Source organism: Paenibacillus sp. FSL H8-0261 (genome assembly GCF_045040645.1).
In the GTDB taxonomy this organism is placed as follows: Bacteria; Bacillota; Bacilli; order Paenibacillales; family Paenibacillaceae; genus Paenibacillus_AQ.
Map to the genome: position 1 here is coordinate 3,423,830 of NZ_CP150297.1, position 23,288 is coordinate 3,447,117.

Here is a 23,288-nt window from a genome sequence, read left to right on the forward strand (position 1 = left end):
TTATGAAGACATAAAATGATTTCCCGCACTAGTACATAAGAAAAAAACTTTTTTGCAACCAAAACCCTTCTTTTCTTACTTTATAAGTGAGGCCTTAATCAAACTGAACGGAAGTGATGGAGTGGACGATAGTGAAATCATACAGCTGTACTTTGCCCGCAAGGAAACAGCAATAGAAGAAACATCCAAAAAATATAGAAATTATTGTACCAAGATTGCTCATAACATTCTGTCTAATTTTGAAGATTCGGAAGAATGCGTGAACGATACCTTTCTAGGAGCGTGGGAAACGATACCGCCGAAGACGCCTGCTAAGCTCTCATCTTTTTTGGGGAGGATCACACGAAATATCGCGTTAAATAAACACGATTATTACATGGCCAAAAAGCGGAATAAAACATTCGATACGATTCTTGATGAATTAAATGATTGTTTATCCTCTCCAGACAATGTCGAAAGTCAATATGAGGAAGAACAAATCGCTGAATCTATAAGCAATTTTCTGCTGAAGATTAATGAAGATCATCGGAATATTTTTCTTAGACGTTACTGGTATTCCGATTCTTTGGCTGATATCGCAACTCGATTCTCAATAAGTGAAAGTAAAACGAAATCGGTTCTTTTTAGAACACGAAAAAAACTCCAATTATACCTTATGGAAGAGGGCTATATCCTATGAATAATAAAGATCTATTTAAGACTATTGGTTATGTAGACGGCAATCTGGTGGAAAAGGCCAACACTGCGAGGCGTACTAATAAGAGAACATATGCGAAGTGGGGAACCATGGCTGCTTGTGCTGCACTTGTGTTAGGAGTGGCCATTTATACATCTCCTCTAAAGTCATCATTAACGAATTCACCACAAATCTCGCAGCAAACGCCAGTTTCAGCTCCTACCGGAGTTCGGAAAATTTTAAATTACAACGGATTTCGTTATGCATTCGTAAGTGATGGTGCTCAGTTTAAGTTCACAGGAATGAAGCCTGAAAAATCACTTGGAACCATAGATTTTGATATTAACCAAGAGATCGGGAAGAACAATGGAGGAGAAGTTGTAGAAAAGGATTTTTCGTCTACGTTCGCTGTTGGAGGTAAGTTATATGAAATTCCGACGTACCCATCCCAATTCCGCATCGCTGTTAAAGTTGAGGAGCATTATTATTTGGCAGAAATCGTGGCGAAGACTAACGATTCTACGATGACCGCTAAGGAATATCTGGATATGTCTAATCTAAAAGAGCATGCAAAAGATATCCATGTTCTTAATCATGTGGGAAATGACGTGTTAAAGAAAATGACAGATCATGCTTCTGTGGAGTCTATCATTGATGGATTGTACAGCGCAAAAACAGCTGATTTAAGTAATAAAGAATACGAGGCTATTGCAGAGGCGCAATCCCAAGGGAAATCGTATCAGTTAAAGTTTAACCTCAAGGATGGAACCTATATGGGCATGTATATCATTCCTGAATTAAAAGTCGTATCTATGGGAGATGCTTACTATCATTTGCCTGACACCTTCTTTGAGCAATCCGGCGAACTTTTTTCAGGGCTTAAACAAGAAGTGTTGCCGCTTTATTGAGTAAAAATGTAATGAGTTGAATTGACGTGGTAATTGAAAGGCAAGGACTAAGGTGATAAACCTTGTTCCTGCCTTTTTGTTTTAGAACTAGGAGTATGAACATGGTTCCTTCAATTACTAGTATATTTACATAGGATAAAACTGAGAATAAAAGGAAATGATATCAAAAACGAACTGGAGGATTGCTACATCATGATCGAAGCTTTTCAACTAATTAAGAAGCAGCTTTCTTCCTCAAGTGATATGAAGGAGGAAATCGTCCGAATTCAGGATATCGAGTTGGAGATCCTCTACTTGGACAGCGTTTGCGATGAAAAGAAAATTAAGGATGATCTGATCATCTCCATACTAAAATGCCCAGGAAAAGAGGAATTCAACGATTATCTTACTTCTCTTCTTGACATCAGCAAACCGGAGAAGGACGAAGACATTTTACAGAAGTTGATGATTGGTCATGCCTGTATTCAAATGGAAAATGAGCTTTTCTTGTTCAGTGCGAAAAAAGTGATCAATAATCAACTTGGGGATGCAAGCTCGGAAACAGCGATATATGGCTCGCAACGTTCATTCAGCGATGTGATTGATACAAATCTCAATTTGATTCGGAATCGTTATCCCTCCCCAAATCTTGTTTATGAGAAAAGAGAGGTTAGTGGATTACTACAGACAGAAGTCGGTTTAATTTATGACAGTCTACTAGTTGATAAGGGAGTATTGAGCGAACTTCAAACGCAGCTAGCTTCGGTCAAACCGGATGTCATTCTTTCGGCGGCACACCTTCAAAGATTACTTACTAGTCGAAAATACTCGCTTTTTCCTATATTGATGATTACGGAAAGACCAGATCGCGTCGCGTTAAATCTGAAACAAGGCAAAATCGTTATACTTGTGGAAGGTAGCCCATTCGTTCTAATCGCTCCGGCTACTTTTTATGATTTCATTTCCTCAATGGATGATACTTTTGAGCAGTTATGGGTCGGTTTTAGTCTTGTGGTACTTCGTTATATCGGCATTTTCATTACTGTGTTACTTCCTGGCATTTATATTTCTCTGGTCTCTTTCAACCCTGAGTTGTTTCAAGCCCAGCTCGCTTTCTCTATTGCCGGTAGTCGTGCGGGTATCCCTTATCCGTCGTACATTGAAGTGCTCATTATGATGTTCTTAATCGATACCTTAATCGAAGCTAGTATACGGCTTCCCAAGTCGATCAGCGCAGCGGCAACGACAGTTGGTGGACTAATTCTAGGACAAGCTGCGCAGCAGGCAAATCTGGTTAGCAATATCATGATTATCGTAACTTCCGCCATTGGCATTGCCAATTTTGTCGTGCCGATCAATGCTATGAGTTTCGCATTACGGATTGTCAAATATCCTTTCATCTTGTTAGCTAGTTTATTTGGATATGTAGGTCTAATCGCAGGACTATTTTGTTTGATCCTTTACTTGAACGATTTAAAAAGCTTTGGGAAACCTTATTTAAAAGTGTTTATCGGTGAACAAGAAAAATTCGGGAAATTATAAAGGAAAGGAGGATATTTTTCCTTGAATCGATATGTTTTTTATGTTTTATGGTGTGATGGGATCACCATCACAGGTCTTTTATTATATACCCTTTTATTGAATGAACGGTTTAATGGAAGCATGCTGGCTATTGTGATAAGTGCGGTTAGCGGCATGATATTTCTTGTAACAATGACCAAGTCACTTGGTTATTTTCCAAGGAAGGGTTTGCCTGAAATCTTTCGGATGTTTTTGCCGGCAGGAGCAAGAATATCATTATTAATATTCTTTTCAATTATGACTATAACAAAAGGATGCATCATGATAGGGTACGCATCAACCTTTTTTAATTTATATCTAACAGATGTAAACACAATTACTATTATGGTATTTATTTTTCTTGCAGTATCTTGGGGAGCTACAAGGTCAAGCAAAACAATTTTAAGTACGCTTGAGATCGTTCTTTTTATTTGCATTCCTTTAATGTACTATGCATTTACAAAAGCCATCTTTAGTCAAGGAATAGAGTGGAATTCCATTAAAGCAATGGCAGATTATGCATTCATTTGGCCGAAATGGGGAACGATTACGGCTGCAAATAGTGTTTTCTCCGGATTTGTTGGCTTAATCGTATTTAATCGAGTTGTTCCCAGCAAAATCAAATGGAAATACACTCCCATTGTCCTTATTGTTAATTTGCATATATTAGTCACTGGTTTGATTATTTCCATTGGAATTCATGGCACTTACGGGGTGGGGAATTATATAGCCCCCACGTATTCTGCATTAGATTCAATTGGTATGATGTCAGGGTTATTCTCACGTACGATTATGCCTTATTTTCTCATCGTCCTTTTTTTGCTCTTAGTGTATGCGTCTGTAACCATTCATGTTGGACTTGAGCTGTTGAAAGGATGCTTCTCTATGAAATTTCAAAATAATCTTCGAAAGGAACAACTATTATCTTGGGCAATTTGTTGCCTATTTACCATTGTTACAGTAATCTACTTCAGTACATTCACTTTAAAACAAATCATAAACCATACAGTCAATTGGCTAGAGTTGCGATTTTATACCGAATTTCTGATGGTCGCGCTTGTTGCGTTGTTTGCTGTAATGAAATGGAAGCGAAAAGTATGAGAAACATTATCCTATTGGTTCTCTGCTTTACAGTGGTTATACAATCGGGTTGTGCATTCAAGGATATCGACAAACGAATATTCGTAATCGCCATCGGAGTAGATCAATCAGATGATGTAAAAAATCCATATCGCGTGACATTGAAATTAGCTTTACCTGCTCAAAAATTTGATCCTTCTGTGAATAATATTCAAATTATAAGCGAAAATTCCGAAACGATATCAGGCGCGATCGGACGAATAAGGTCAAAATCATCGAAAGATCTTAATTTTGGTCTTTTAGAAATATGTATTTTGGGTGAATCATTAGCCCATGAGAGTATCAACGAGCCACTTAATTGGCTGTCAAGAAGATTCGATATTCCGATGGAGGGGATGGTGGCATTAGGGAAGCCCAATGCGGAGACTGTTCTTAAAATGAAACCAAAATCAGAAAATTTTTCAGGTAATGCATTGTTATTAAGTCTGTCCGAATCGGGATCAATCTCATCGTTCACGGTTCCCGAACACCTTTATGATTTCTATCGTCGAACGACGGAAAAGGGCATGGACCCCTACTTGCCTATTATCGAGACCGAAAAAGAGGTATACAAAATTGATATGGTTGCTCTTTTAGACAAACATAAAATAAAAACGAGTTTGACAACAGATGAAACGCGCGTCTTTAAAGAACTTCTTCATAGCTATCCTCATTTCGAAATCACCACAAAAATGGTAAGTCAACCTTTTGTCTTGGCTATTGAACAGTTGAAGAGACGTTATACGATTGATACAAACAATAAGAATAAACCAGTTATTCGTGTATCTATTCAAATGCGTGGAGTTGTAGAAGAATTCGTAAATCAGGTGTATGAAGAAAATTGGACTAAATTTGAAAAGCATGTTGAACAGGAAGAAAAGACGAAGATATCAAGCTTGCTGAAAAAGATGCAAAAAAACGGGATAGATCCGTTCGGTTTTGGATTACTCTATAGAGCTACCCGGCATGAAGGGGATAAGGAATGGGAGCAATGGCAGTCTATTTATCCCGAAGCTGTTTTTGATGTAAATGTTAAAGTTTCTATACAGGGAACGGGAGCAATAAAATAACAAGGCACCGATATTTACGCCTTATTCCATTGAAAGATCAAATATTAAAATTTTAAGGACCTTGACACGACACCTTTTGGTGTCCTATAATCAATATGACACTAAATGGTGTCCAATTTGGTGCTGATGAAGTATAATCGGTTACACTACAGGTAATATTACGGAAAAGGTGGGGGTGGTTTTGAACGATAATAGTCAAGTGAGGGATGTATATGACGCTGTTGCAGATCCAACAAGGCGAAAATTACTTCAAATCCTGGCTGATGTTGATGAATTACCCCTACATGAAATCACGATTCATTTCGAAATGGGCCGTACTGCAGTATCTAAGCACTTGTCTATTCTTAAAGAGGCTGATCTTGTAGTTGCTCGAAAGGTTGGTAGAGAAACGAGGTATCGTTTGAATGCCAATCCATTGAAAGAAATTCGGGATTGGGTATCTTTTTACGAAGGCTTCTGGAAAGAAAGAATCGATAAACTAAAACTTTTATTGGAGGAAGAATAATGAAACCAGATGTATCCTTAGATTATCAATTTACAAGCTCCATCGAGAAGGTATGGAACGCTTTGACGGATTCAGATACACTTGCGAAATGGATTTGGAGCAATGACTTTAAACCAGTCGTAGGGCATAAATTTCAATTTCGTGCAGAGCCAAATGAATGGTGGGATGGTATTGTAGATTGCGAGGTTCTCATAGTAGATGAGCCACATACATTATCCTATACTTGGCATAGTGCCGGAGAAGGTACAACAGTTACTTGGACTTTGAGCAAAGAGGAAGATGGTAAGGTTCATCTGCATCTTGCTCAATCTGGATTTAGTGAAGAGACCAAAGCTCGCCAAGGTGCTATCGAGGGCGCTAAATATGCTTGGACGAATATGGGCAGTCAGCTTGAAAAAGTATTAGCAGAACTGTAATTTCAAGAATAGGGCGCTTTTCTGAAAATGGAAAGTGCCCTTTTTAATGGAATAAATGATGGCAATACTAAATGAAGAGAATGGAGATGAGATGATTTCACTATGAAAATCAACCGATTGATTGCGAACAATATTAATAAGTTAGATGCAGTACTTCCAGTTGACCAATCCCTAGGGATTGCTGGTTTATCCGGATCTGGTAAAACCACCTTTTGTCAAACCATCGGCGAAGAATCCAAGAAACGTCTCGTTTCTTTATTACCAAAGGCAGAATATCAGTATTTATTCCCTAACATTATGGAGACTAATTTCAGTGCGATTCAGATGGAAGAAATGCCACTTGTACTTTTTCTAGGGAGATCATCGATTTCTTCCAATCCTCGTTCAACCATTGGCACACATACGGGTGTGTTCACAGAGATTCGAGTTGCGATTGCTGAACAATATAACCTATCGCCAGAGGTTTTTTCATTTAATAATGAATTAGGCTGGTGCCCAGATTGTAAAGGTCGCGGCACTACTAAAAATGTCGAATGTAAAAAGTGTAAGGGTAAGCGATATAATCACGAAGCTGAACAATACAAAATGGAGTTATTAGGTCAAGGCAAGAGTATCTCCGATATTAATAACTTAAGCATTGAAACCATTTTTTCTCTAGCAGAAGTTCTAAACATTAGTGAAGGTAAACAAAACATTCTAAAGAACATAATCCATATGAATATTGGTTATCTAACCTTAAATCGTATAATGGGTACCTTGTCAGGTGGAGAGTTAACACGACTTTACTTGGCAGAATTCATGGCAACCAGTGAAAATACAGTAATTATCATTGACGAAATCTCTGTGGGTCTGGATCACCAAACCCTTTTGAAAATATTAGAGCAGATAAAACAACTAGGATTTAAGAATCAAATTTGGCTTATTGATCATTCGGATACCGTATTAGACATAACGGACGAGCAATTATTCTTTGGACCAGGAAGTGGTAAATACGGCGGAAAAATCGTTGAAGAATCGCCACGTCCGGCGCCCATCAATGGAGAAATAAATCAGGCAGCTCCAACTGAATATTATCATTTTCATGATCTTTACTGTCGTAATATTCAAATCGCCGAAATTCAGATTCCTCGTAATAGACTTGTAACGTTCACTGGGGAATCTGGCTGCGGCAAATCTACATTGGTCAATGAGTGTATGTCCAAGGATTTTGTGAAGCGATATCCCAAGGATAAGCTGGTGATTGTGGGGCAGGATCGAAATCAATCGATTACCAGCCGGTCTACGGTTGCGACTTTTCTTGATATTAAGAGAAAGCTCACAAAATATAGCGAAGAGATTGATGATATTTTTCAGCGCTCAATTGAAGATATTATTGATGAACTGCCAAATGAAGACATCGCTCATAAACGTTTAAGTTTATTGATCAAGCTTGGGCTGGGTTATTTAACGTTGGAAAGAAAAACACAGTCTTTATCCACAGGTGAATTTCAATGTGTTCATTTAGTCTCCGAGCTATTTGCAGGTTCAAGAAACCCCAATACACTTTTCATTTTTGACGAGCCTTCCAAAGGGTTATCACAAAATATTCTAAATCAATTCATTGATAGCATTAGAGACATTCTTCAGGACGAATCCGTCTCCATAATGATGATTGAACATAACTCGTATATGCTGGAAAATTCTGATTTTATCGTTGATTTTGGTAAAAGACAGCTTGAACCTGTTGAGCATCTAGAAGTTGTAAGTCATGAAGATTATTATCTCCAGCAAATCAGTGAAGATCATATCGCTCCATTGCAGATTTCTTCAACACTGCGCCAACAAAATGGCATTAACTATTTAAAAGAAAATCAAATTGCCTACTTTAAAAATGCGGAAAACGTTTATAAAGGTGGCATCTTAAAAAGCTTATCTTCTATGGCGCGTTTGATATATGGTGAATATGAATCAGATACCATTGCACCTGTCATCGCCATTGATCTGGAAAGACACCTATATAGTCAATATACTTTTCTATATGAAATTGGTGGCTTGATCAACCAAATTGTAACGGTACATCCGACCAATAAAGATACAAATAGCTTCGATTTCTATAATCAAGACAATCATTGTCCATGCTGCAAGGGACGTCGAGTCATTGAAAAATTTGATTTTGAAGTTGTTCTTCAGGATAAAAATGTGCCATTTTGGGATGGCTTATTGCATCCAGATGCAATGGATATTCTGAAATTCTATCAATTCCCCAAAATCAAATTCATCTTTGATGAGATTAAGAATGAACTCGGACAAGATATCAGTAAGAGTTATAATGAGATGACGGATGCAGAAAAGCATACTTTTTGGTACGGATATTGGGAAAAGTCATTTTATGATAAAGCAAGCAAGGCAACGAGGACTTGGGAAGGCTTTAATTACATCATTGGGAACTACATGGTGATATCGAAAGCGATTATTAAAGAGCATATTAAACAATCCAAAATACTGATTACCTGTCCAATCTGTGAAGGAACCGTACTAAATCATCATAAGAAGCTAAAGTTTGGCGACACAGATATTCGTGAGATCATTGGACTACCTCTTGATCAAGTGATCAGTACCGTTGGCAAATTACCGGTGCTTGAAAAAATGAAAGCTATTGTCGGCGGTGATATGGTTCTAGCAGAGGATGTCTCTCTATTGCCTAGGAAAATACAAGTTGCTCTAAAAATGCTTGAACTTGAAGTAGCGAGCTTTGCGCACTATGAAATGGTATTACAAAATGCACTGCCATTCTGGGGCGAAATTAGCGGCAGTATTGAATCTATTAGCTTGAATAATCAGATTACGATTTGTGATTTTGAGAATATCACCGAAACCAGAGAATACATCATTGATAAGTTTTTCACGAATGGAAAATACAAAAAGCTGACCTATGTTTATGAAGCGTTTGGTTACAAAAAACTGGTCACTCTAATTAATAAGATAAAAGCTAGTCAGCCATGTCCATTCTGTAAAGGAAAGAAAGTCATATCCGAAGATGGACTTCACGATGGCGTTTATAAGTTAACGATTCCATGTGTTAGTTGTTACGCAAGTGGCATTAATGATGAAGGGCGTAAAGAAATTGTCGAAGGCATTGACGTACAAACTTGGCTAACTGGCAATGTAAGTGATGTTATGTCTGAAAGCTCAAATATTGATGCTGTAGCAGATATTCCAATTTTCAATCGTATTCGGGAGTTAAATAAACAAGAAATGATGGCCGTTTATCATTACCTTGAAAATAATTAGTTAACCTAATGAAACCGCGCTATGCGCGGTTTTTTATTATTTGGACACATTTGGGATAGCAAACGATGTGACATAACTCACAATTCAGACACATCTTTTTAATAGGGATAGCTACATTGAGCTATAGGCATACAACTTCCTTTTCTTTACAATTAGGCAAATGATAGATTAGAGAATGAATTACTGATAGGGGGTGAACAATGGTTATACGCAAAAGTTTCTGTCACCACAGAGTAATGCTAATGATGTTATTCAGCCTTTTCTTAATAATCACGACCTACAGTGGGAGTGCCAGTGCAAATACTACTTCGAAAGCGATTCCACTCCAGCCGATTATTAATGCGGCCCAAATCGGAGATTCGATTACTTTAGCTCCAGGTACTTACCTGGGTCCGGTTCAAATTGATAAAAGGCTGACGATTAGCGGGGAAGGAAGGGCAACACTATTAAATTCATCTCCCGATGCTGAGGTTGCAGTTATGATTCAGGCTGATGGGGTAAAGCTTCAAGGACTTAATATACAGCAGCATAACGGGGGAGAAGCAGCAGCGATTCGGGTGGAAGCCGATCAGGTAACTTTGAAAGATTTAGTCATACATACATTTGGCTTTGGCATTATGCTACGTGAGTCTGATAGTGGAGTTATAGTAAACAATAAAATCCGTTGGTTTATACCTAAAGGTGCTGCTTCGGGAAAAAGAGGTAATGGCATCGATCTCTATAACTCTCATGGTTCAGATATCAGAGAGAATGAAATCTCTTATCTCCGAGATGGCATTTATTTAGAGAAGAGTCGCAATACAAAGGTTGATCACAATCGGCTCTATCATTTACGATACGGTGTTCACTGTATGTATATCAATGGATCATCTGTTACGAACAATATTGGAGAATACAACATTACTGGCGCGATGGTGATGGGAGTGAGCGACGTTATGGTATCAGGAAACTCTTTCCGTAAACAAAATCAGAATGTTCATTCTCAAGGAATCCTGCTCTTTGACGTTCGTACCTCTCAGATTGTAAATAACCTCGTGGAAGGAAATCGGGTAGGAATCTATATGCAACAATCATCCGACAACACTCTCCAGAATAATATGGTGCTCCGAAATTATATTGGGATTCAATTTGAGGGTTCTGAAGGCAACCGCTTTCAGAAGAATGCTTTTATTGCCAATGTGATTGAAGCACAGGCAACGGATTCTAAGAATAATAAGATGACGAGAAATTTTTGGGATTCATTCGCAGGGCTGGATGTATCGGGTGATGGCATAAGTGATCTGCCATATGCTATTAATCCATTTTATCAGCAATTAGTTACAGAAAATGCTGCTTATCAGCTCTTTTTTCAATCACCGGGCATGACATTTTTAAGCGATCTGTATACAAATGATAAAGAACAATGGTCCACCGATCCAGAGCCGCTTATGCAATTGGATTCAGTTCATGCAGATGTTGGACAAGTTAGTGAGGGGCAAGGGTCGGTGATGGTAGCCGGTTGGCTGCTTTTGTTTTTCTCTGTGATCACAATACTATATATGGGGGTATTACGGTTATGAAAAAATGGAGTTTAATGCTGATGTTGATGGTGGGTTTGTTAATTCTAGCGGCTTGTGGTTCCAAAAAGTTTGAACCTTTGGCGATTAATGAAGAAGTTGATATTTGCGCGATTTGCAATATGCAGGTTAAGGACGATGCCTTTGCTACTCAGCTAACAACGAAAGACGGGAAGAATTATAAGTTTGATGATATTGGTTGTATGAATGAATGGAAGAACAAGAATGGAACCAAAAACATTGGAAAGGATTATGTCCGTGACTATAACGACAAAGAATGGGTGGAATTCAGTAAGGCAAGCTTTGTCTATGATGAGACACTACGCACACCTATGGCTTATGGAGTTATCAGCTTCAAGGACACTGCTTCAGCCGAAGCTTTTGTGAAGGAACAAGGTGTTGGCAGCGTTCTGTCAGCAAGTGATCTGTCCAAGCATGAATGGAAACAAAATACGGATATGATGCAAATGGATATGAATGGCGGAGAAGGTCATATGGACGAGCATAAGTCTGAGGAAATGGAAGGTATGACATCGGATAAAGAGATGGATATGTAATGGTTGATATCCTGCAAGTCGCACGCAGAGAGATTAAAATGGGGTTTCGAAATCCATGGGCTTATTCTTTTTTGGCATTATTCTGTGCGTTTAGTCTTGGCTTACTGCTGATTAATGCACAAAATGAGATTCAAGGATACACCGCAGTTACAGGTTCCATGCTAAGTCTGATTTTGTATCTGCTGCCGCTTATGACCTTATTTCTAGGCTCTTTTTCACTGACTTCAGAAAAGGAAGAAGGTAGTTGGCAGCTTTTATCTACTTATCCAATAGGAACGTTGTCATTTATTCTTGGCAAGTATGTGGGGCTGGCTGTCGTATTACTTACGGTTGTGGCTTTCGGCTATGGTTTAATGGGAATGATTAGTGGATTCTTGGGCATGGCCTATGATTCTACTACTTACTTTCTATTTTTGTTTTTTTCCGCAGGACTTGTTTTACTATTCTTGACCATCGCCTTGTTTATCGGTTCATTATCAAGAAACCGCTGGCAGGCGCTGACTGTTTCTGTTGCTGTGTGGTTTTTCACAGTAATAGGGTGGCCGACCTTTTTGATCGCCTTTTTAGGTTTAATGCCGTATCTCTGGATTAAGCCCTTGCTGGTCGTATTCACAATACTCAACCCTGCAGAGCTTGTTCGGTTATTCGTTGTAATTAAGCTGGGCGGAGGTTCAGTACTGGGACCTGAATATTACCAATGGGTAGAATGGATAAATGGTTCGAAGGGTAGTTTGTTGTTTATGGGAGTCTGTCTAGTCTGGATGTTGAGCTCGATCCTGTTTGTATATTGGATATGGGAAAGGGGGCGCTCTCGTGGATAACCCCTTAGTGAATGTAAGAGGAATCTCTAAGGTTATTAAAAAGCAAACAATAGTTGAAGAGATTAGCTTTCAAATCCCCACTGGGAGCATACTTGCACTATGTGGCGGTAACGGGGCTGGCAAAAGTACCGTTTTGCGAATGGTTGCCGGTATTCTTCAGCCTTCGGTGGGCGAAATCTCAGTGGGTGGTTTATACTGGCACAAATCACGCAAACAATTCTCGAAACAAATCGGTTATATGCCGGATGATTATCAATTCAATCAGGGGCTGTCGGCAGAGGAAGCTCTGACTTTTTGGGCCGCTCTCCGTAGGGTACCCAATCGCAAAGCGAGAGTAAACGAAGTCCTTGGCTTAGTAGGTCTACAGGATAAACGAAATCGTCTGGTCAACACCTTTTCAAAGGGAATGCGTCAGCGTATCTTATTTGCTCAGGCATTGCTGGCCAAACCTTCGTTGCTAATTATGGACGAACCCACAAACGGTCTTGACCCTTTCTGGATGAATGAATTCGTAGACCTACTCCAAAGAATCAAGGAAGAAGGGCATACTGTTATTTTCTCCACACACCAGTTAGAAATCGCTGATAAGATCGCAGATCAGATTGTCTTTTTAAGTCATGGAAGAAATGTTGGTTCAGGTCCGACCAAAGAATTTCATGCGAAATTTGGTTCTCTGTATACAGCCTTTAATCATAGTCTGGGTCTGAAATGAGCATGCGTCGAATCATTGCTTTGCTGGTGATCATCGCAGCTGTCACGACTGTTGTATGGGTATTTAGCCATAATGAAACAAGAGATTCATCTGAGAGGATTGCAGTGGACTCTATCGCTCCCGAATTTGAAGCTACTACTATAGAAGGTAAAAAGGTTCGACTAAGCGATTTTCAGGGACAGATTGTGGTGCTTAACTTTTGGGCTTCCTGGTGCACGTCATGTGTGCGTGAAATGCCCCTTCTGAATGACATTCACAAATCCACTAGTTCTCAAATTGAAACCTTGTTTATTAATGTTGGTGAGTCTAAAGGGACAGTATCAGAATATCTTAAGGATCACAGTTTTTCTTTTCCAGTTGTCATCGATGTTACCGGAAAAATATCTACTTCGTTCGGAGTTAGTGCGCTTCCTGCCACGTTTATTATAAACGGAGAGGGAAAGATCAAAGAGGCTATATTAGGCGAAATCACAGATTTCCCCTTAATGCAACTAATCAATTCATATACATATTCCGGTATACAGCCGGGGTGAGATTCTCGAACCGTTTGAAGGTTTTAATAAAATAACCAGTATCACAAAATCCTAAATCATCGCTCACTTGATTAATAGGTGCGTCTGTGGTTTCCAGCAACTGCTTGGCCCATTCAATTTTGAGCCTGGCAACGAAGAGGGAGAAGTTCTCGCCTGTTTCTTTTGTAAATATGCGACTGAAATAACTAGGGCTGATATGACAAAGCTTGGCCATTTCTTTTAGGCTGAAATTTTCATTTTTGTGCGCATAGATGTAATCGAACGCAGGCTGAAGCACTATATTTGAAGAGACGAACTTTTGTGCTCCATTTTTCAATTTGGTCTCAATAAGCGCTCCTGACAACTCTTGCTGCAGAGACTGAATTTTGCGATAAGCAAGGTCTGTCTCCTCGAAAGATTCTGCTGAAGCAGATATATCGATATCTGTGGTCAGTACTCTTTTGTACAAATCAACGGTGGTACGCTTTTGAATGGCTTCTTCCACGATGTAAGTACTTAACTGTAGAAGTAGGTCCACGCACTTGGTTACTTCATCGTAGGATAGGACAGGAAGTGCTTCGTAATCCTCTTTGAGCGCTTGAAACTTCATGTTCGACTCAACATTAGGCGGCCTAGATACTATCTGCTCCAGTTGTGACACATCAGGTTCACGAAGCTTAAGCTGTCCGGCCATAATTGCACCCAAATATTGATCGTCAATAATAATTGGAATCGCGATATCGATAATGTTGAAATGGCATAAATAAATATAAGGCTTGTTCTGGCGTACAGCTTCAATGCCGGCACGAGCATCACATTTTTGACAATAAGGAGAGAGATTAGAATCTTGGCGAACGCCTTGGCAGAAAGGCTGACAGAAGCTGTGCTTAGTCACGGGAATGCCTTTATAATCTACGGTAAGAATCGCCATTTTAGTCACGAGTGATAAAGAATCCTGCAGTTTCTCCCATTTCTTCAAATCAATTATTTCTTCTAAATTAAATCGAGATTTGGACATCACGATATTCTCCTAGGTAAGTTATAGAAACATATTGAATATTATAGCGAATTTTTGCTCAAAAGGACAAGATAATACTATTCCTTAATAAGAAGACAAAAAAACTCGATAAGAAAACGCTTTATTCTGATCTTATTGTTTCATGCATACCGAAATAGAGCAATCTATAATAATAACTATATACAACCTAGGAGGAATGAAAATGAGAAGAGCGTTTATCAGTCCGACGAAATATGTGCAAGGTGAGAATGAACTTTTGAATTTAGGCTATTTTGTAAAAACATTCGGTGATTCTGCACTGCTCATTGCACATCCAGATGATGTTACACGTGTGAAAGATAAATTGGAGTCAACTAAACAGAAATTTAATATAACGCTTGTTGAAAGTGGCTTCCATGGGGAATGCTCAAGACAAGAAGTCGCAAGATTACAGGCTCTGGCTAAGGAACATCAATGTGCATGTACGATTGGTTTGGGTGGAGGTAAGGCGATTGATACGGCAAAATGCGTAGCAGAAGGTGAAGCATTGATTATCGTTCCAACGATAGCAGCAACTGATGCACCAACAAGCCACTCCGCGGTACTCTATACCCCAGAAGGTGAGTTTGATGATTATGCTTATTTCAAGCAAAGCCCAAGTGTAGTCATGATCGACACAACAGTCATTGCCAAAGCACCAACAAGATTTCTTGTTGCAGGGATGGGAGATGCACTCTCCACTTATTTCGAAGCAAGAGCTACAGCAAATTCTTATTCCAATGTGAATGCGGGATTGCCTTGCGGGGTTCGTGAAGGTGTTTGTGGGGAAGCTAAAGGAACAATAACCGCACTAGGTCTTGCCAAACTGTGTTATGACACTTTGCTTGAAAATGGGTTCAAGGCGAAGCAGGCTTGTGATTTGAATATCGTAACTCCAGCCTTGGAGAATATCATCGAAACGAATATTTTGTTATCGGGACTAGGCTTTGAAAGTGGAGGTTTGTCTGCGATTCATGCGATCCATAATGGTTTAACAGCTTTAGAAGGAACACATCATTATTATCATGGTGAGAAGGTAGCCTTCAGTACAATTGCTCAATTGGTGCTTGAAAATGCAGACCGTACCGAATTAAGAGAAGTATTGGATTTCTGCCTGTCTATTGGGCTTCCGGTGTGCTTAGCAGATATCGGAGTGGAGCAAGTAACTTACGAAGAACTTCTTGAGGTTGCTAAAAAAGCTTGTATTGCTGAGGAATCGATTCATTCGATGCCGTTCCCAATTACAGAAGAAGCCGTAGCATCGGCGATTATGGCTGCTGACCAATTAGGCCGTCAATACAAATTAAGTAAGGAGCTTTAAGATGAAGAAAATTATGAATAAGCCGGAAACGCTAGTCCGGGAAATGTGTAATGGACTTGTCTTAGCGCATCCTGAGCTGGATTTCAACGATAAATTCAAAGTGATTTCTAAAAAAGAGATCAACACCGATAAAGTTACACTTATAAGCGGTGGAGGAAGTGGGCATGAACCGGCCCATGCCGGGTTCGTAGGCAGCGGTATGCTGGATGCAGCCGTGTGTGGCGATGTGTTTGCTTCTCCATCCCAGATTCAGGTCTACCAAGCGATCCGTAGCTCTGCTAGTAAAAAGGGAACGCTGCTTATTATTAAGAACTACAGCGGTGACATCATGAACTTTAAAAATGCGGCTCATCTCGCAAGTGAAGATGGCATACAAGTGGAATATGTCAAAGTAGACGATGACATTGCCGTTGAAGACAGTCTCTATACCGTAGGGAAACGAGGGGTGGCCGGAACTGTTCTCGTTCATAAAGTAGCCGGGGCTGCGGCAGAAGCAGGACTGTCCCTGTCGGAAGTAAAAGAAGCGGCGCAACATGCGATTGACCATGTTCGCACCATCGGCTTCGCCTTTACATCTTGCACCGTTCCTGCCAAAGGAACCCCGACGTTTCATATCGAAGAGGATGAGATGGAATACGGTGTTGGAATTCACGGTGAACCTGGAATTCGCAGAGAAAAAGCCGTGTCAGCGGATGAACTGGCGCAGCGAATGGTTACGTCTTTACTGAGCAACTTGCAAATGAACGATGAGTCGCAGCAAGAAGTTGCTGTTTTGATCAATGGATTTGGTGGAACACCATTGCAAGAGCTTTATTTGTTAAATAATTCTGTGATCCGTGAATTGACGGCGAAGAATAAGCAAGTATTTAAAGTATTTGTCGGCAACTATATGACCAGCATCGATATGGCTGGCGCATCAGTGTCGATTATGAAGCTGGATGAGACGCTGAAGAAATGGTTGTCTGCTCCGTGTGATACACCGGCATTGTCGGTTAAAGGTTCATTTGAGCCTGTAAAATATACGGAAGTCATCAAGGAAGAGAAAGCAGACAGCACAGTATCCTTCAAGAATAATACGGATGCTGAAGCAGCGATAATTAAGAACAACCAGTTTTCCTTACAAAATATCGTATTTTTGATCGATCAAATGAGTGAGGTCATTATCGAGAATGAGGTACCGTTCTGCGAGCTAGACGCCCACGCTGGAGATGGTGATTTTGGGATGAGCGTAGCCAAGGGCTTTAAGCAGTTGAAAGTAGAATGGGAAGATATTCTAGCTAATCATCAGAGTGATATCGGTGACTTCCTTGATGCTTGTTCATTGATCATTATGGAGCATTGTGGAGGAGCTTCCGGGCCAATCTGGGGATCGGGCTTCCGCGCTGCGAGCAAGACTGCGCAGCAGAAGCAGGAGTTATCCATTCAGGAATTTGCCAATATGATGCAAGCGGTCGTCAAAGGAATTCAAGATACGGGCGAAAGGTCTTTCGGGAGAGGTGCTGTCGTTGGAGACAAGACTTTAATTGATGCGCTTGTACCTTTTGCGGATGCCTGGACACAAAGCGCAGAACAAGGCGAAGATATAAAGCTGGCAGCTATCAAAGCTGCTGAGGCGGCAGTTCTCGGTGCCCGGAAGACTTCCGATATCGTCGCCCGTATGGGAAGAGCAGGCACAGTAGGTGAACGCAGCATTGGTTATCCGGATGCAGGAGCTTACGCGCTTGGAGTTATTTTCACAGAGCTAGCTAAATCGATGAGATAAGAGATAATATAAACTGAATCCGGATCTGAATAATGCTACGAAAGTTAAAAGCTGATTAACAGAAATCGACACCCCCTTATCCATTAGGATGAGGGGGTGTTTGTATTTGGAATCATACGCTAACAATCCTCATAAACTGTTCGTTGCAGTTTAGCTAATGTCTCGGATATAATGATCTAAATGATAATCGTTATCATTTAATACATGAATAAAGGTGATCTCCTCATGATAAAACACTACATTGGGGTTACAGCATACTACAGATCTGCTGAGAGTATGAATTAATGACAAGAAAATCAATTCATAACATCTATAACGGGTATTTCAATGCATTGTTTGAGACTCCGGCTATAAGGGACACCACAGAGCGAATGCATTTCTCACAACCTAATGACCATGGATACGTCGATAGGGTTATCACATCTTCCGGGATCGAAATTGTAGATAGTAATTACCGTTTCACTGAGGATCGTTTAATCCGAGTTCAATCCGAAGCAGCTATGATTGAGCTAAGCTTTTGCCTGCAGGGCAGCGGAGAAGTTCATGTAACAGGCAATAGTCACGAGTTGGTGCCCGACAGTTGTTCATTGCAGCTCATGCGAGATTTCCAAGCCGAATTTCACTATCGCAGTGCTGAACCCATCCGTTTACTGTCCATTGGTGTACCGGTAACACTGTTCGATTCGTGGATGGTAGATCAAGGATCTCCACTTACCTGCAGTTTATCCGGGCTGTTAGATACACAATCATTTCGTATGTTCCGTATGCCTATTCTTCCAGAAACCTCCCGAATATTGGTTCAATTGAGAGATTGCCCATATCATACCTCAATGCGCAGGTTATACGCAGAGGGTAAGGCATTAGAACTCCTTTCCGCATATTTGGGCGCTTTTCTTTTTGAGCAGAGTCATACTAAACGTAGCTTGCATTTATCTCGCACTGACCGGGAAAGTATTCGGAGAGCCAGAGAAATCATACTCGAGCAAATGGCAAACCCTCCATCACTCATAGAGCTTTCCAAGCTGGCGGGTATTAACGAATACAAATTAAAAGTTGGTTTTAAGGAAGAGTATGGTACGACTGTATTTGCCTATTTACGGAACAAACGTTTAGAAAAAGCATGGGAAATCATGCGTTCCGGGGAGAGTAGTGTTAGTCAAACAGCGACGATGGTAGGTTACAACAACTTTAGTCATTTTGCGGAGGCGTTTCGGAAGCAGTATGGAATAAATCCTTCTGAAATAATAAAAAAACGTTAGACAACAAATAAATATCCGCCAAACCGTTATTCAATCCCTCTATCGGTAGTTTAGCCCTATCAGCAGAGTGTATGATCGGACTTGCTAGTAGTGAGAATGATTATCAATAGATTGGAGAGGGTTGGAAAAAATGTTCAGTTTAAAACGTATCTCTTTTGTCGGAATCGCCTTATTCATGATGGTGATGTTGTACGGATGTGGGAATTCAGGGCAGGAGGCTCAAGGGGATAACACCCCACCTGCGGTAAAATCTGAACCCGTCGCTACGAATTCCTCCGAAACACGTACCATTAAGGACGCCAAGGGAGATGTTGAAATACCGGTAAACCCGGTTAGAATTGCCGATGTATCTGGCTCAACTGAAGAACTTTTAGTGCTTGGATATAAACCTGTGATTACCGGGAATACAGACATGGCTAATTCACTGGAAATCACACCTATTCTAAAAAAAGAACTGCCTAATGTAACGCCCGTTGGATGGTTTCAAACGGAAGTTAACTTGGAAGCGATTAGTGCAGCAAGTCCTGACTTGATACTGGCAGGGCCTACGCAAGAGAAAATCTATGATCAACTAAATATGATTGCTCCAACTGTAAGGGTTCCTTATGGCTTTAATGCTTTTAGAGAGCGGTTTGCCTTTGTTGCAGAGGTACTTGATAAGAAAACAGAAATGGATGAGTGGCTGAAGGCCTATGATCAACGTGCTCAACAACTGCATGATCAAATCACAAAGATAACTAATGAAGAAACGTTTGCGGTAATCGAAGCTACAGAGAAAGAAATCCGGATCTATTCCCGCACAGGTATTGCAGATATGATTTTTAATGATCTTGGATTACTCATCGCGCCAGGTACACCGGAACCAGACCCATGGGGAGGAAAAGTAACAAGTCTAGAAGCACTGTCTACCTTTAATCCAGACCACATCATTTTATTATCTGATAATGACCGGAATGTTCTAGACCAAAGTAAGGTCTGGAGCAGCCTAAAAGCTGTAAAATCGAAAAATATATATCGCATGACAAGCAGACAAAATTACAATGAAGCATTCTTTGCATTGGGGAAAGAGGCATTGCTGGAACAAATCGCTGAACAAATCAATGAACATATCAACAAGTAAAGCTATTCTGTTTAAAATTGTGTAGCTAAAAAACACTGATCCTAATCTGGATCAGTGTTTTTTAAGTTCGAGATTCTTCCAACTTTATGAATCTAATCAATACATTCAATTTTCCTATGAAGGGTTTCTTCATGAAAATCAAAGAATTTGTATATGCTGCATGATTCGCTGGAAGTCAGAACTTGGAAGCTGATTGTCGTAAATTTGATTTTTGGTGTAATGTTGATTAATCTGATAGGTGCGCCTATCATGGCATTGATTACGAATACTTCCATTTGGGTTAGATTAACAAGTGTGGCGATCTTTCTTCCAGGTGATATCATTAAAGCGGTTATTGCAGCCATCATTGCGATATAGCTTAGAATAATCCGCAGGTTTTACATAATTATAAATCAAGAGGAGATTTGATAGGATTATGAATGGTAATTAACTGGATATGATGTAGAAAACAGCACCAAGTAAACAACAATAAATTATTGAAAAGAAGAGGGAAGCTTTATGCAAAGGATTCAAAATTCTAAAATGTACTTTATATTTATTCACATATTTTTATTGATCTTATTGTGTACCTCAATGTATGCCTATTCTCCATGGATTCGTACTAAAGTGAAGGAAATTCTCGAGCCTGCGGACAAAGTCTATACCATTGCTCACCGTGGCGCTTCGGGATATGCTCCTGAGAATACTATACCTGCATTCGAACTAGCCATTGATATGGATACCGATTATATCGAGTTAGACATTCAGTTAACTAAGGATCGTATTCCTGTTGTTATTCACGATGAAACTATTAATCGTACGACAAATGGAACGGGGTATGTTAAGAATTATACTTTAGAGCAGCTTTCGAAATTAGACGCTGGCTCTTGGTTTAACGATCAATATCCCATGTTTGCTAGGGATCAATATGCTGGATTACGTATTCCGACTTTAGAAGAGGTATTTGAAAGGTTTGGAAAAGAAGTGGACTATATGATTGAGATTAAAGATCCCGCTTTGAATCCGAATATCGAAACCATATTAAACGAACAAATTGAAAAATATAATCTGTCTGATCATGTTTCCATACATTCATTTAGTGAGGCGAGTTTACGTAAGCTTCATTCGATTAACCCAGAGATCCCGCTTTATCAAATTGTTTGGTATAATATTCCGGTTTACAAAGTACCAGAATCTTTTATCAATCGGGTGAAAACTTATGCAGTTGGTATTAGCCCTAACTTTCAAAGAATAAATTCCTCCTATGTCGCACAGGTGAAAAATTCGGGTCTAAAGGTATTTCCGTACACAGTGAATTATCAAGTGAATATGGACAAAGCCGTGGTTTGGGGTGTAGACGGGGTACATACCAACTTTCCTGACCGTTTTAATGAAGTGATTAAGAATAATAAGAAGTGAGGAAGTACGGAAACGGGAATTGAACTATCGGAAATTCATATGCCGAATACATCGATTTCAGAGACAGGATACCATGTTTTTGAATTTACGTCTTTAAAAAACACTTGAATAGTATAGGTGCCTTTTGTATTAAACGAATAAGTAAATTCGTTAGTTTTGAACCAAAAGTTTTCTTCACTTTTCTTAATTTGTTGATTGTCGATAGTTTCTGTTTTATCTGCGGGATCAGTGATCGTAAGTTTTATATCTGAAATTTCTGTTTTTAAATGATCTACTTGTAATAAGGTTGAAAAGGCAAACCGCGCAGGGCTTTTTACCTTACCGAAAATCTCTCCATTGTTATCAAGCAATACCATGTTCACATTTGGCTTGTAGATTCGAACCGTTTTACTTGTTTCATCTAAAGCGATTAAAGCAAACAAATTTTTAGAGAGCTGTTCAACAGGTAAGAGAATTTCCCCCTCGGATATTACTGCTGCCTGTTTTTGTACCACATTATTGAAATATAATGAAACTTCTGATTGGTTCGATGCGGCATAAATCATTGTTCCCGGTAGAATCATTATGCAAAGTGCTAATATAGTCAGTTTAATTATTTTTCTCAATGAAATCTCCTCCTATATTTTTGTTATGTTAATTATACCCATAAGATGGAAGATAGTTTCTTTTATGCAATTAATAAAATAAAAAAAGGTCAGTAGAGGGGATTACCCTTTCCTGACCTTTTTGATGTTAAAATTAAGGAGCGATAGCAAGTACAAGACTGCTTCCTTTGTTCACCCTAACTAGAACCCTCTCACACTGCTTGGGGGTACTTTTCTATGTTTTTTGAAAGTCCGGCTGAAATAGTAGATATCACTGAAGCCAGTTGTGGTAGCGATTTCAGAAATCGTTAACTGGGTATGCCTTAGCAAATAATCTGCACGGTCTAAACGGACAGCATTTATATATTCCGAAATCGTATGACCAGTTAATTCCTTGAAGAGACGACTGAAATGGAAGCGGCTTAGCCCTGTTAGTGCCGCAAGTTCGTCAACTTGAATGGGCTCCTGGTAATGTGTATCGATATAACGCAAAACAGGTGCGAAGCGTTCAACGGTCTGAATACGTCTTTCTTGCTCAGCCTGTGAGAGAAAGGTGACAATATGTCTGCGTAGTAGCAGCGTTAGCAGGCGGTATAGCTCGGACTTCACGGCCAGCTCATATCCAAATTCGCGAAGTTCCAGTTCCCGAATAATCGCCAGCGCACAGTCTGTAATGTGCTGATCTCCCCGGATATGATTACGTAACAGCAGCTGGTTCTGCTGAATCGGGGCGATGAACTTGGTCTCGGCAGCGTCGCTTACCGCACTATGCAGCAAAGAAGTATCTGCAATAATCGCATAATACAATAAATCAGAAGAAGCGCTCACCCCATAATGCAGCTCGTTGCTGTTCACAGCAACTAAATCACCAGCCCGTACGTTGATTGGTGTTCGTCCGCATTCAAAAACAGCCTCACCGCTTTCGATAAACAGAAACTCAAGATGCTCATGCCAATGATGTGGGAACAACAAAACTCCCTCTTGGTTGAAGCGCTGGGTATGTACTTTAATCGGAAACTCGGGATCCGGCATGTCCATGGGTTCCTGTAGATGTTTATCATAGTCCAACATTTATTGACTGCACCTCCTATAGCACAATTGTACAAATGAAACCGCAAGGTTCTGCATGGTGTTTAGGGTTGAAATC

22 protein-coding genes are annotated in these 23,288 nt (G+C 39.9%); 19 read left to right on the forward strand and 3 right to left on the reverse strand.

Annotation, left to right across the window (positions count from 1 at the left end):
* Window positions 1-121 precede the first annotated feature (121 nt).
* The 13 genes from MHI27_RS15225 to MHI27_RS15285 all read left to right on the forward strand — a co-directional run bounded on the left by MHI27_RS15225 (window position 122) and on the right by MHI27_RS15285 (window position 13,682).
* On the forward strand, window positions 122-679 hold the full coding sequence (locus tag MHI27_RS15225; protein ID WP_405176663.1) for an RNA polymerase sigma factor: 558 nt from the start codon (window positions 122-124) through the stop codon (window positions 677-679).
* A complete protein-coding gene (locus tag MHI27_RS15230; protein ID WP_262495601.1) occupies window positions 676-1,584 on the forward strand; it encodes a hypothetical protein in 909 nt (302 codons plus the stop codon). The genes MHI27_RS15225 and MHI27_RS15230 overlap by 4 nt, the downstream gene beginning before the upstream one ends.
* 192 nt (window positions 1,585-1,776) lie before the next feature.
* A complete protein-coding gene (locus tag MHI27_RS15235; protein WP_339248256.1) occupies window positions 1,777-3,105 on the forward strand; it encodes a spore germination protein in 1,329 nt (442 codons plus the stop codon).
* A gap of 21 nt (window positions 3,106-3,126) precedes the next feature.
* Window positions 3,127-4,224 carry a hypothetical protein gene (locus tag MHI27_RS15240; protein ID WP_339248259.1) on the forward strand — a complete coding sequence of 366 codons (1,098 nt, stop codon included), beginning with the start codon at window positions 3,127-3,129 and terminating at the stop codon, window positions 4,222-4,224.
* Complete coding sequence (locus tag MHI27_RS15245) at window positions 4,221-5,312, forward strand: Ger(x)C family spore germination protein (RefSeq protein WP_405176664.1); 1,092 nt, start codon at window positions 4,221-4,223, stop codon at window positions 5,310-5,312. The genes MHI27_RS15240 and MHI27_RS15245 overlap by 4 nt, the downstream gene beginning before the upstream one ends.
* 175 nt (window positions 5,313-5,487) lie before the next feature.
* Window positions 5,488-5,817 (forward strand): ArsR/SmtB family transcription factor, encoded by a 330-nt coding sequence (locus MHI27_RS15250; RefSeq protein ID WP_371915753.1) that lies wholly within the window; start codon window positions 5,488-5,490, stop codon window positions 5,815-5,817.
* Entirely contained in the window at window positions 5,817-6,233 is a 417-nt protein-coding gene (locus MHI27_RS15255) for an SRPBCC domain-containing protein (RefSeq protein WP_341125173.1), read from the forward strand. Before MHI27_RS15250 ends, MHI27_RS15255 begins: the two co-directional genes overlap by 1 nt.
* Window positions 6,234-6,335: 102 nt before the next feature.
* Window positions 6,336-9,503, forward strand: a complete 3,168-nt coding sequence (locus MHI27_RS15260) for an ATP-binding cassette domain-containing protein (protein ID WP_405176665.1) — start codon at window positions 6,336-6,338, stop codon at window positions 9,501-9,503.
* 200 nt (window positions 9,504-9,703) lie between these two features.
* Window positions 9,704-11,062 (forward strand): nitrous oxide reductase family maturation protein NosD, encoded by a 1,359-nt coding sequence (locus MHI27_RS15265; RefSeq protein ID WP_405176666.1) that lies wholly within the window; start codon window positions 9,704-9,706, stop codon window positions 11,060-11,062.
* Complete coding sequence (locus MHI27_RS15270; protein ID WP_076286794.1) at window positions 11,059-11,616, forward strand: nitrous oxide reductase accessory protein NosL; 558 nt, start codon at window positions 11,059-11,061, stop codon at window positions 11,614-11,616. Before MHI27_RS15265 ends, MHI27_RS15270 begins: the two co-directional genes overlap by 4 nt.
* A complete protein-coding gene (locus MHI27_RS15275; protein WP_149645613.1) occupies window positions 11,616-12,437 on the forward strand; it encodes an ABC transporter permease in 822 nt (273 codons plus the stop codon). Before MHI27_RS15270 ends, MHI27_RS15275 begins: the two co-directional genes overlap by 1 nt.
* Window positions 12,430-13,149 carry an ABC transporter ATP-binding protein gene (locus MHI27_RS15280; protein ID WP_076299731.1) on the forward strand — a complete coding sequence of 240 codons (720 nt, stop codon included), beginning with the start codon at window positions 12,430-12,432 and terminating at the stop codon, window positions 13,147-13,149. The genes MHI27_RS15275 and MHI27_RS15280 overlap by 8 nt, the downstream gene beginning before the upstream one ends.
* The gene (locus tag MHI27_RS15285; protein WP_405176667.1) at window positions 13,146-13,682 is read left to right on the forward strand and encodes a redoxin domain-containing protein; all 537 of its coding nucleotides are present in this window, start codon (window positions 13,146-13,148) and stop codon (window positions 13,680-13,682) included. Before MHI27_RS15280 ends, MHI27_RS15285 begins: the two co-directional genes overlap by 4 nt.
* On the opposite strand, the gene MHI27_RS15290 is transcribed toward MHI27_RS15285, so the two are convergent.
* Window positions 13,645-14,679, reverse strand: coding sequence for a PocR ligand-binding domain-containing protein (locus MHI27_RS15290; protein WP_405176668.1), 1,035 nt, complete (start codon window positions 14,677-14,679; stop codon window positions 13,645-13,647). The two genes, MHI27_RS15285 and MHI27_RS15290, sit on opposite strands and share 38 nt — an antisense overlap.
* 202 nt (window positions 14,680-14,881) lie before the next feature.
* On the opposite strand from MHI27_RS15290, the gene MHI27_RS15295 reads away from it, so the two are divergent.
* The 6 genes from MHI27_RS15295 (at window position 14,882) to MHI27_RS15320 (ending at window position 21,557) form a co-directional block, all read left to right on the forward strand.
* On the forward strand, window positions 14,882-16,018 hold the full coding sequence (locus MHI27_RS15295) for a glycerol dehydrogenase (protein WP_405176669.1): 1,137 nt from the start codon (window positions 14,882-14,884) through the stop codon (window positions 16,016-16,018).
* A gap of 1 nt (window position 16,019) precedes the next feature.
* On the forward strand, window positions 16,020-17,780 hold the full coding sequence (dhaK, locus tag MHI27_RS15300; RefSeq protein WP_405176670.1) for a dihydroxyacetone kinase subunit DhaK: 1,761 nt from the start codon (window positions 16,020-16,022) through the stop codon (window positions 17,778-17,780).
* A 284-nt stretch (window positions 17,781-18,064) separates the two neighbouring features.
* Window positions 18,065-19,039: a helix-turn-helix domain-containing protein gene (locus MHI27_RS15305; protein ID WP_405176671.1), complete on the forward strand. Its 975-nt coding sequence runs from the start codon at window positions 18,065-18,067 to the stop codon at window positions 19,037-19,039.
* Window positions 19,040-19,169: 130 nt separating this feature from the next.
* Entirely contained in the window at window positions 19,170-20,159 is a 990-nt protein-coding gene (locus MHI27_RS15310; RefSeq protein ID WP_405176672.1) for an ABC transporter substrate-binding protein, read from the forward strand.
* Window positions 20,160-20,312: 153 nt separating this feature from the next.
* Window positions 20,313-20,516: a biotin transporter BioY gene (locus MHI27_RS15315; protein WP_405174086.1), complete on the forward strand. Its 204-nt coding sequence runs from the start codon at window positions 20,313-20,315 to the stop codon at window positions 20,514-20,516.
* A gap of 141 nt (window positions 20,517-20,657) precedes the next feature.
* Window positions 20,658-21,557 carry a glycerophosphodiester phosphodiesterase gene (locus tag MHI27_RS15320; protein WP_341128220.1) on the forward strand — a complete coding sequence of 300 codons (900 nt, stop codon included), beginning with the start codon at window positions 20,658-20,660 and terminating at the stop codon, window positions 21,555-21,557.
* Between the two features lie 35 nt (window positions 21,558-21,592).
* Here MHI27_RS15320 and MHI27_RS15325 read toward each other — a convergent pair whose 3' ends face one another.
* Both MHI27_RS15325 and MHI27_RS15330 read right to left on the reverse strand, forming a co-directional pair.
* Entirely contained in the window at window positions 21,593-22,162 is a 570-nt protein-coding gene (locus tag MHI27_RS15325) for a hypothetical protein (protein ID WP_341128221.1), read from the reverse strand.
* A 180-nt stretch (window positions 22,163-22,342) separates the two neighbouring features.
* The gene (locus tag MHI27_RS15330; RefSeq protein WP_149645622.1) at window positions 22,343-23,212 is read right to left on the reverse strand and encodes an AraC family transcriptional regulator; all 870 of its coding nucleotides are present in this window, start codon (window positions 23,210-23,212) and stop codon (window positions 22,343-22,345) included.
* Window positions 23,213-23,288 lie beyond the last annotated feature (76 nt).

Coding starts and splice junctions, on each gene's coding strand:
- MHI27_RS15310 (WP_405176672.1), top strand. CDS start 19,170: ATGTTCAGTTTAAAACGTATCTCTTTTGTCGGAATCGCCTTATTCATG.
- MHI27_RS15320 (WP_341128220.1), top strand. CDS start 20,658: ATGCAAAGGATTCAAAATTCTAAAATGTACTTTATATTTATTCACATA.
- MHI27_RS15230 (WP_262495601.1), top strand. CDS start 676: ATGAATAATAAAGATCTATTTAAGACTATTGGTTATGTAGACGGCAAT.
- MHI27_RS15285 (WP_405176667.1), top strand. CDS start 13,146: ATGAGCATGCGTCGAATCATTGCTTTGCTGGTGATCATCGCAGCTGTC.
- MHI27_RS15290 (WP_405176668.1), bottom strand. CDS start 14,679: ATGTCCAAATCTCGATTTAATTTAGAAGAAATAATTGATTTGAAGAAA.
- MHI27_RS15315 (WP_405174086.1), top strand. CDS start 20,313: ATGCTGCATGATTCGCTGGAAGTCAGAACTTGGAAGCTGATTGTCGTA.
- MHI27_RS15295 (WP_405176669.1), top strand. CDS start 14,882: ATGAGAAGAGCGTTTATCAGTCCGACGAAATATGTGCAAGGTGAGAAT.
- MHI27_RS15330 (WP_149645622.1), bottom strand. CDS start 23,212: ATGTTGGACTATGATAAACATCTACAGGAACCCATGGACATGCCGGAT.
- MHI27_RS15305 (WP_405176671.1), top strand. CDS start 18,065: ATGACAAGAAAATCAATTCATAACATCTATAACGGGTATTTCAATGCA.
- MHI27_RS15260 (WP_405176665.1), top strand. CDS start 6,336: ATGAAAATCAACCGATTGATTGCGAACAATATTAATAAGTTAGATGCA.
- MHI27_RS15235 (WP_339248256.1), top strand. CDS start 1,777: ATGATCGAAGCTTTTCAACTAATTAAGAAGCAGCTTTCTTCCTCAAGT.
- dhaK (WP_405176670.1), top strand. CDS start 16,020: ATGAAGAAAATTATGAATAAGCCGGAAACGCTAGTCCGGGAAATGTGT.
- MHI27_RS15255 (WP_341125173.1), top strand. CDS start 5,817: ATGAAACCAGATGTATCCTTAGATTATCAATTTACAAGCTCCATCGAG.
- MHI27_RS15270 (WP_076286794.1), top strand. CDS start 11,059: ATGAAAAAATGGAGTTTAATGCTGATGTTGATGGTGGGTTTGTTAATT.
- MHI27_RS15275 (WP_149645613.1), top strand. CDS start 11,616: ATGGTTGATATCCTGCAAGTCGCACGCAGAGAGATTAAAATGGGGTTT.
- MHI27_RS15245 (WP_405176664.1), top strand. CDS start 4,221: ATGAGAAACATTATCCTATTGGTTCTCTGCTTTACAGTGGTTATACAA.
- MHI27_RS15265 (WP_405176666.1), top strand. CDS start 9,704: ATGGTTATACGCAAAAGTTTCTGTCACCACAGAGTAATGCTAATGATG.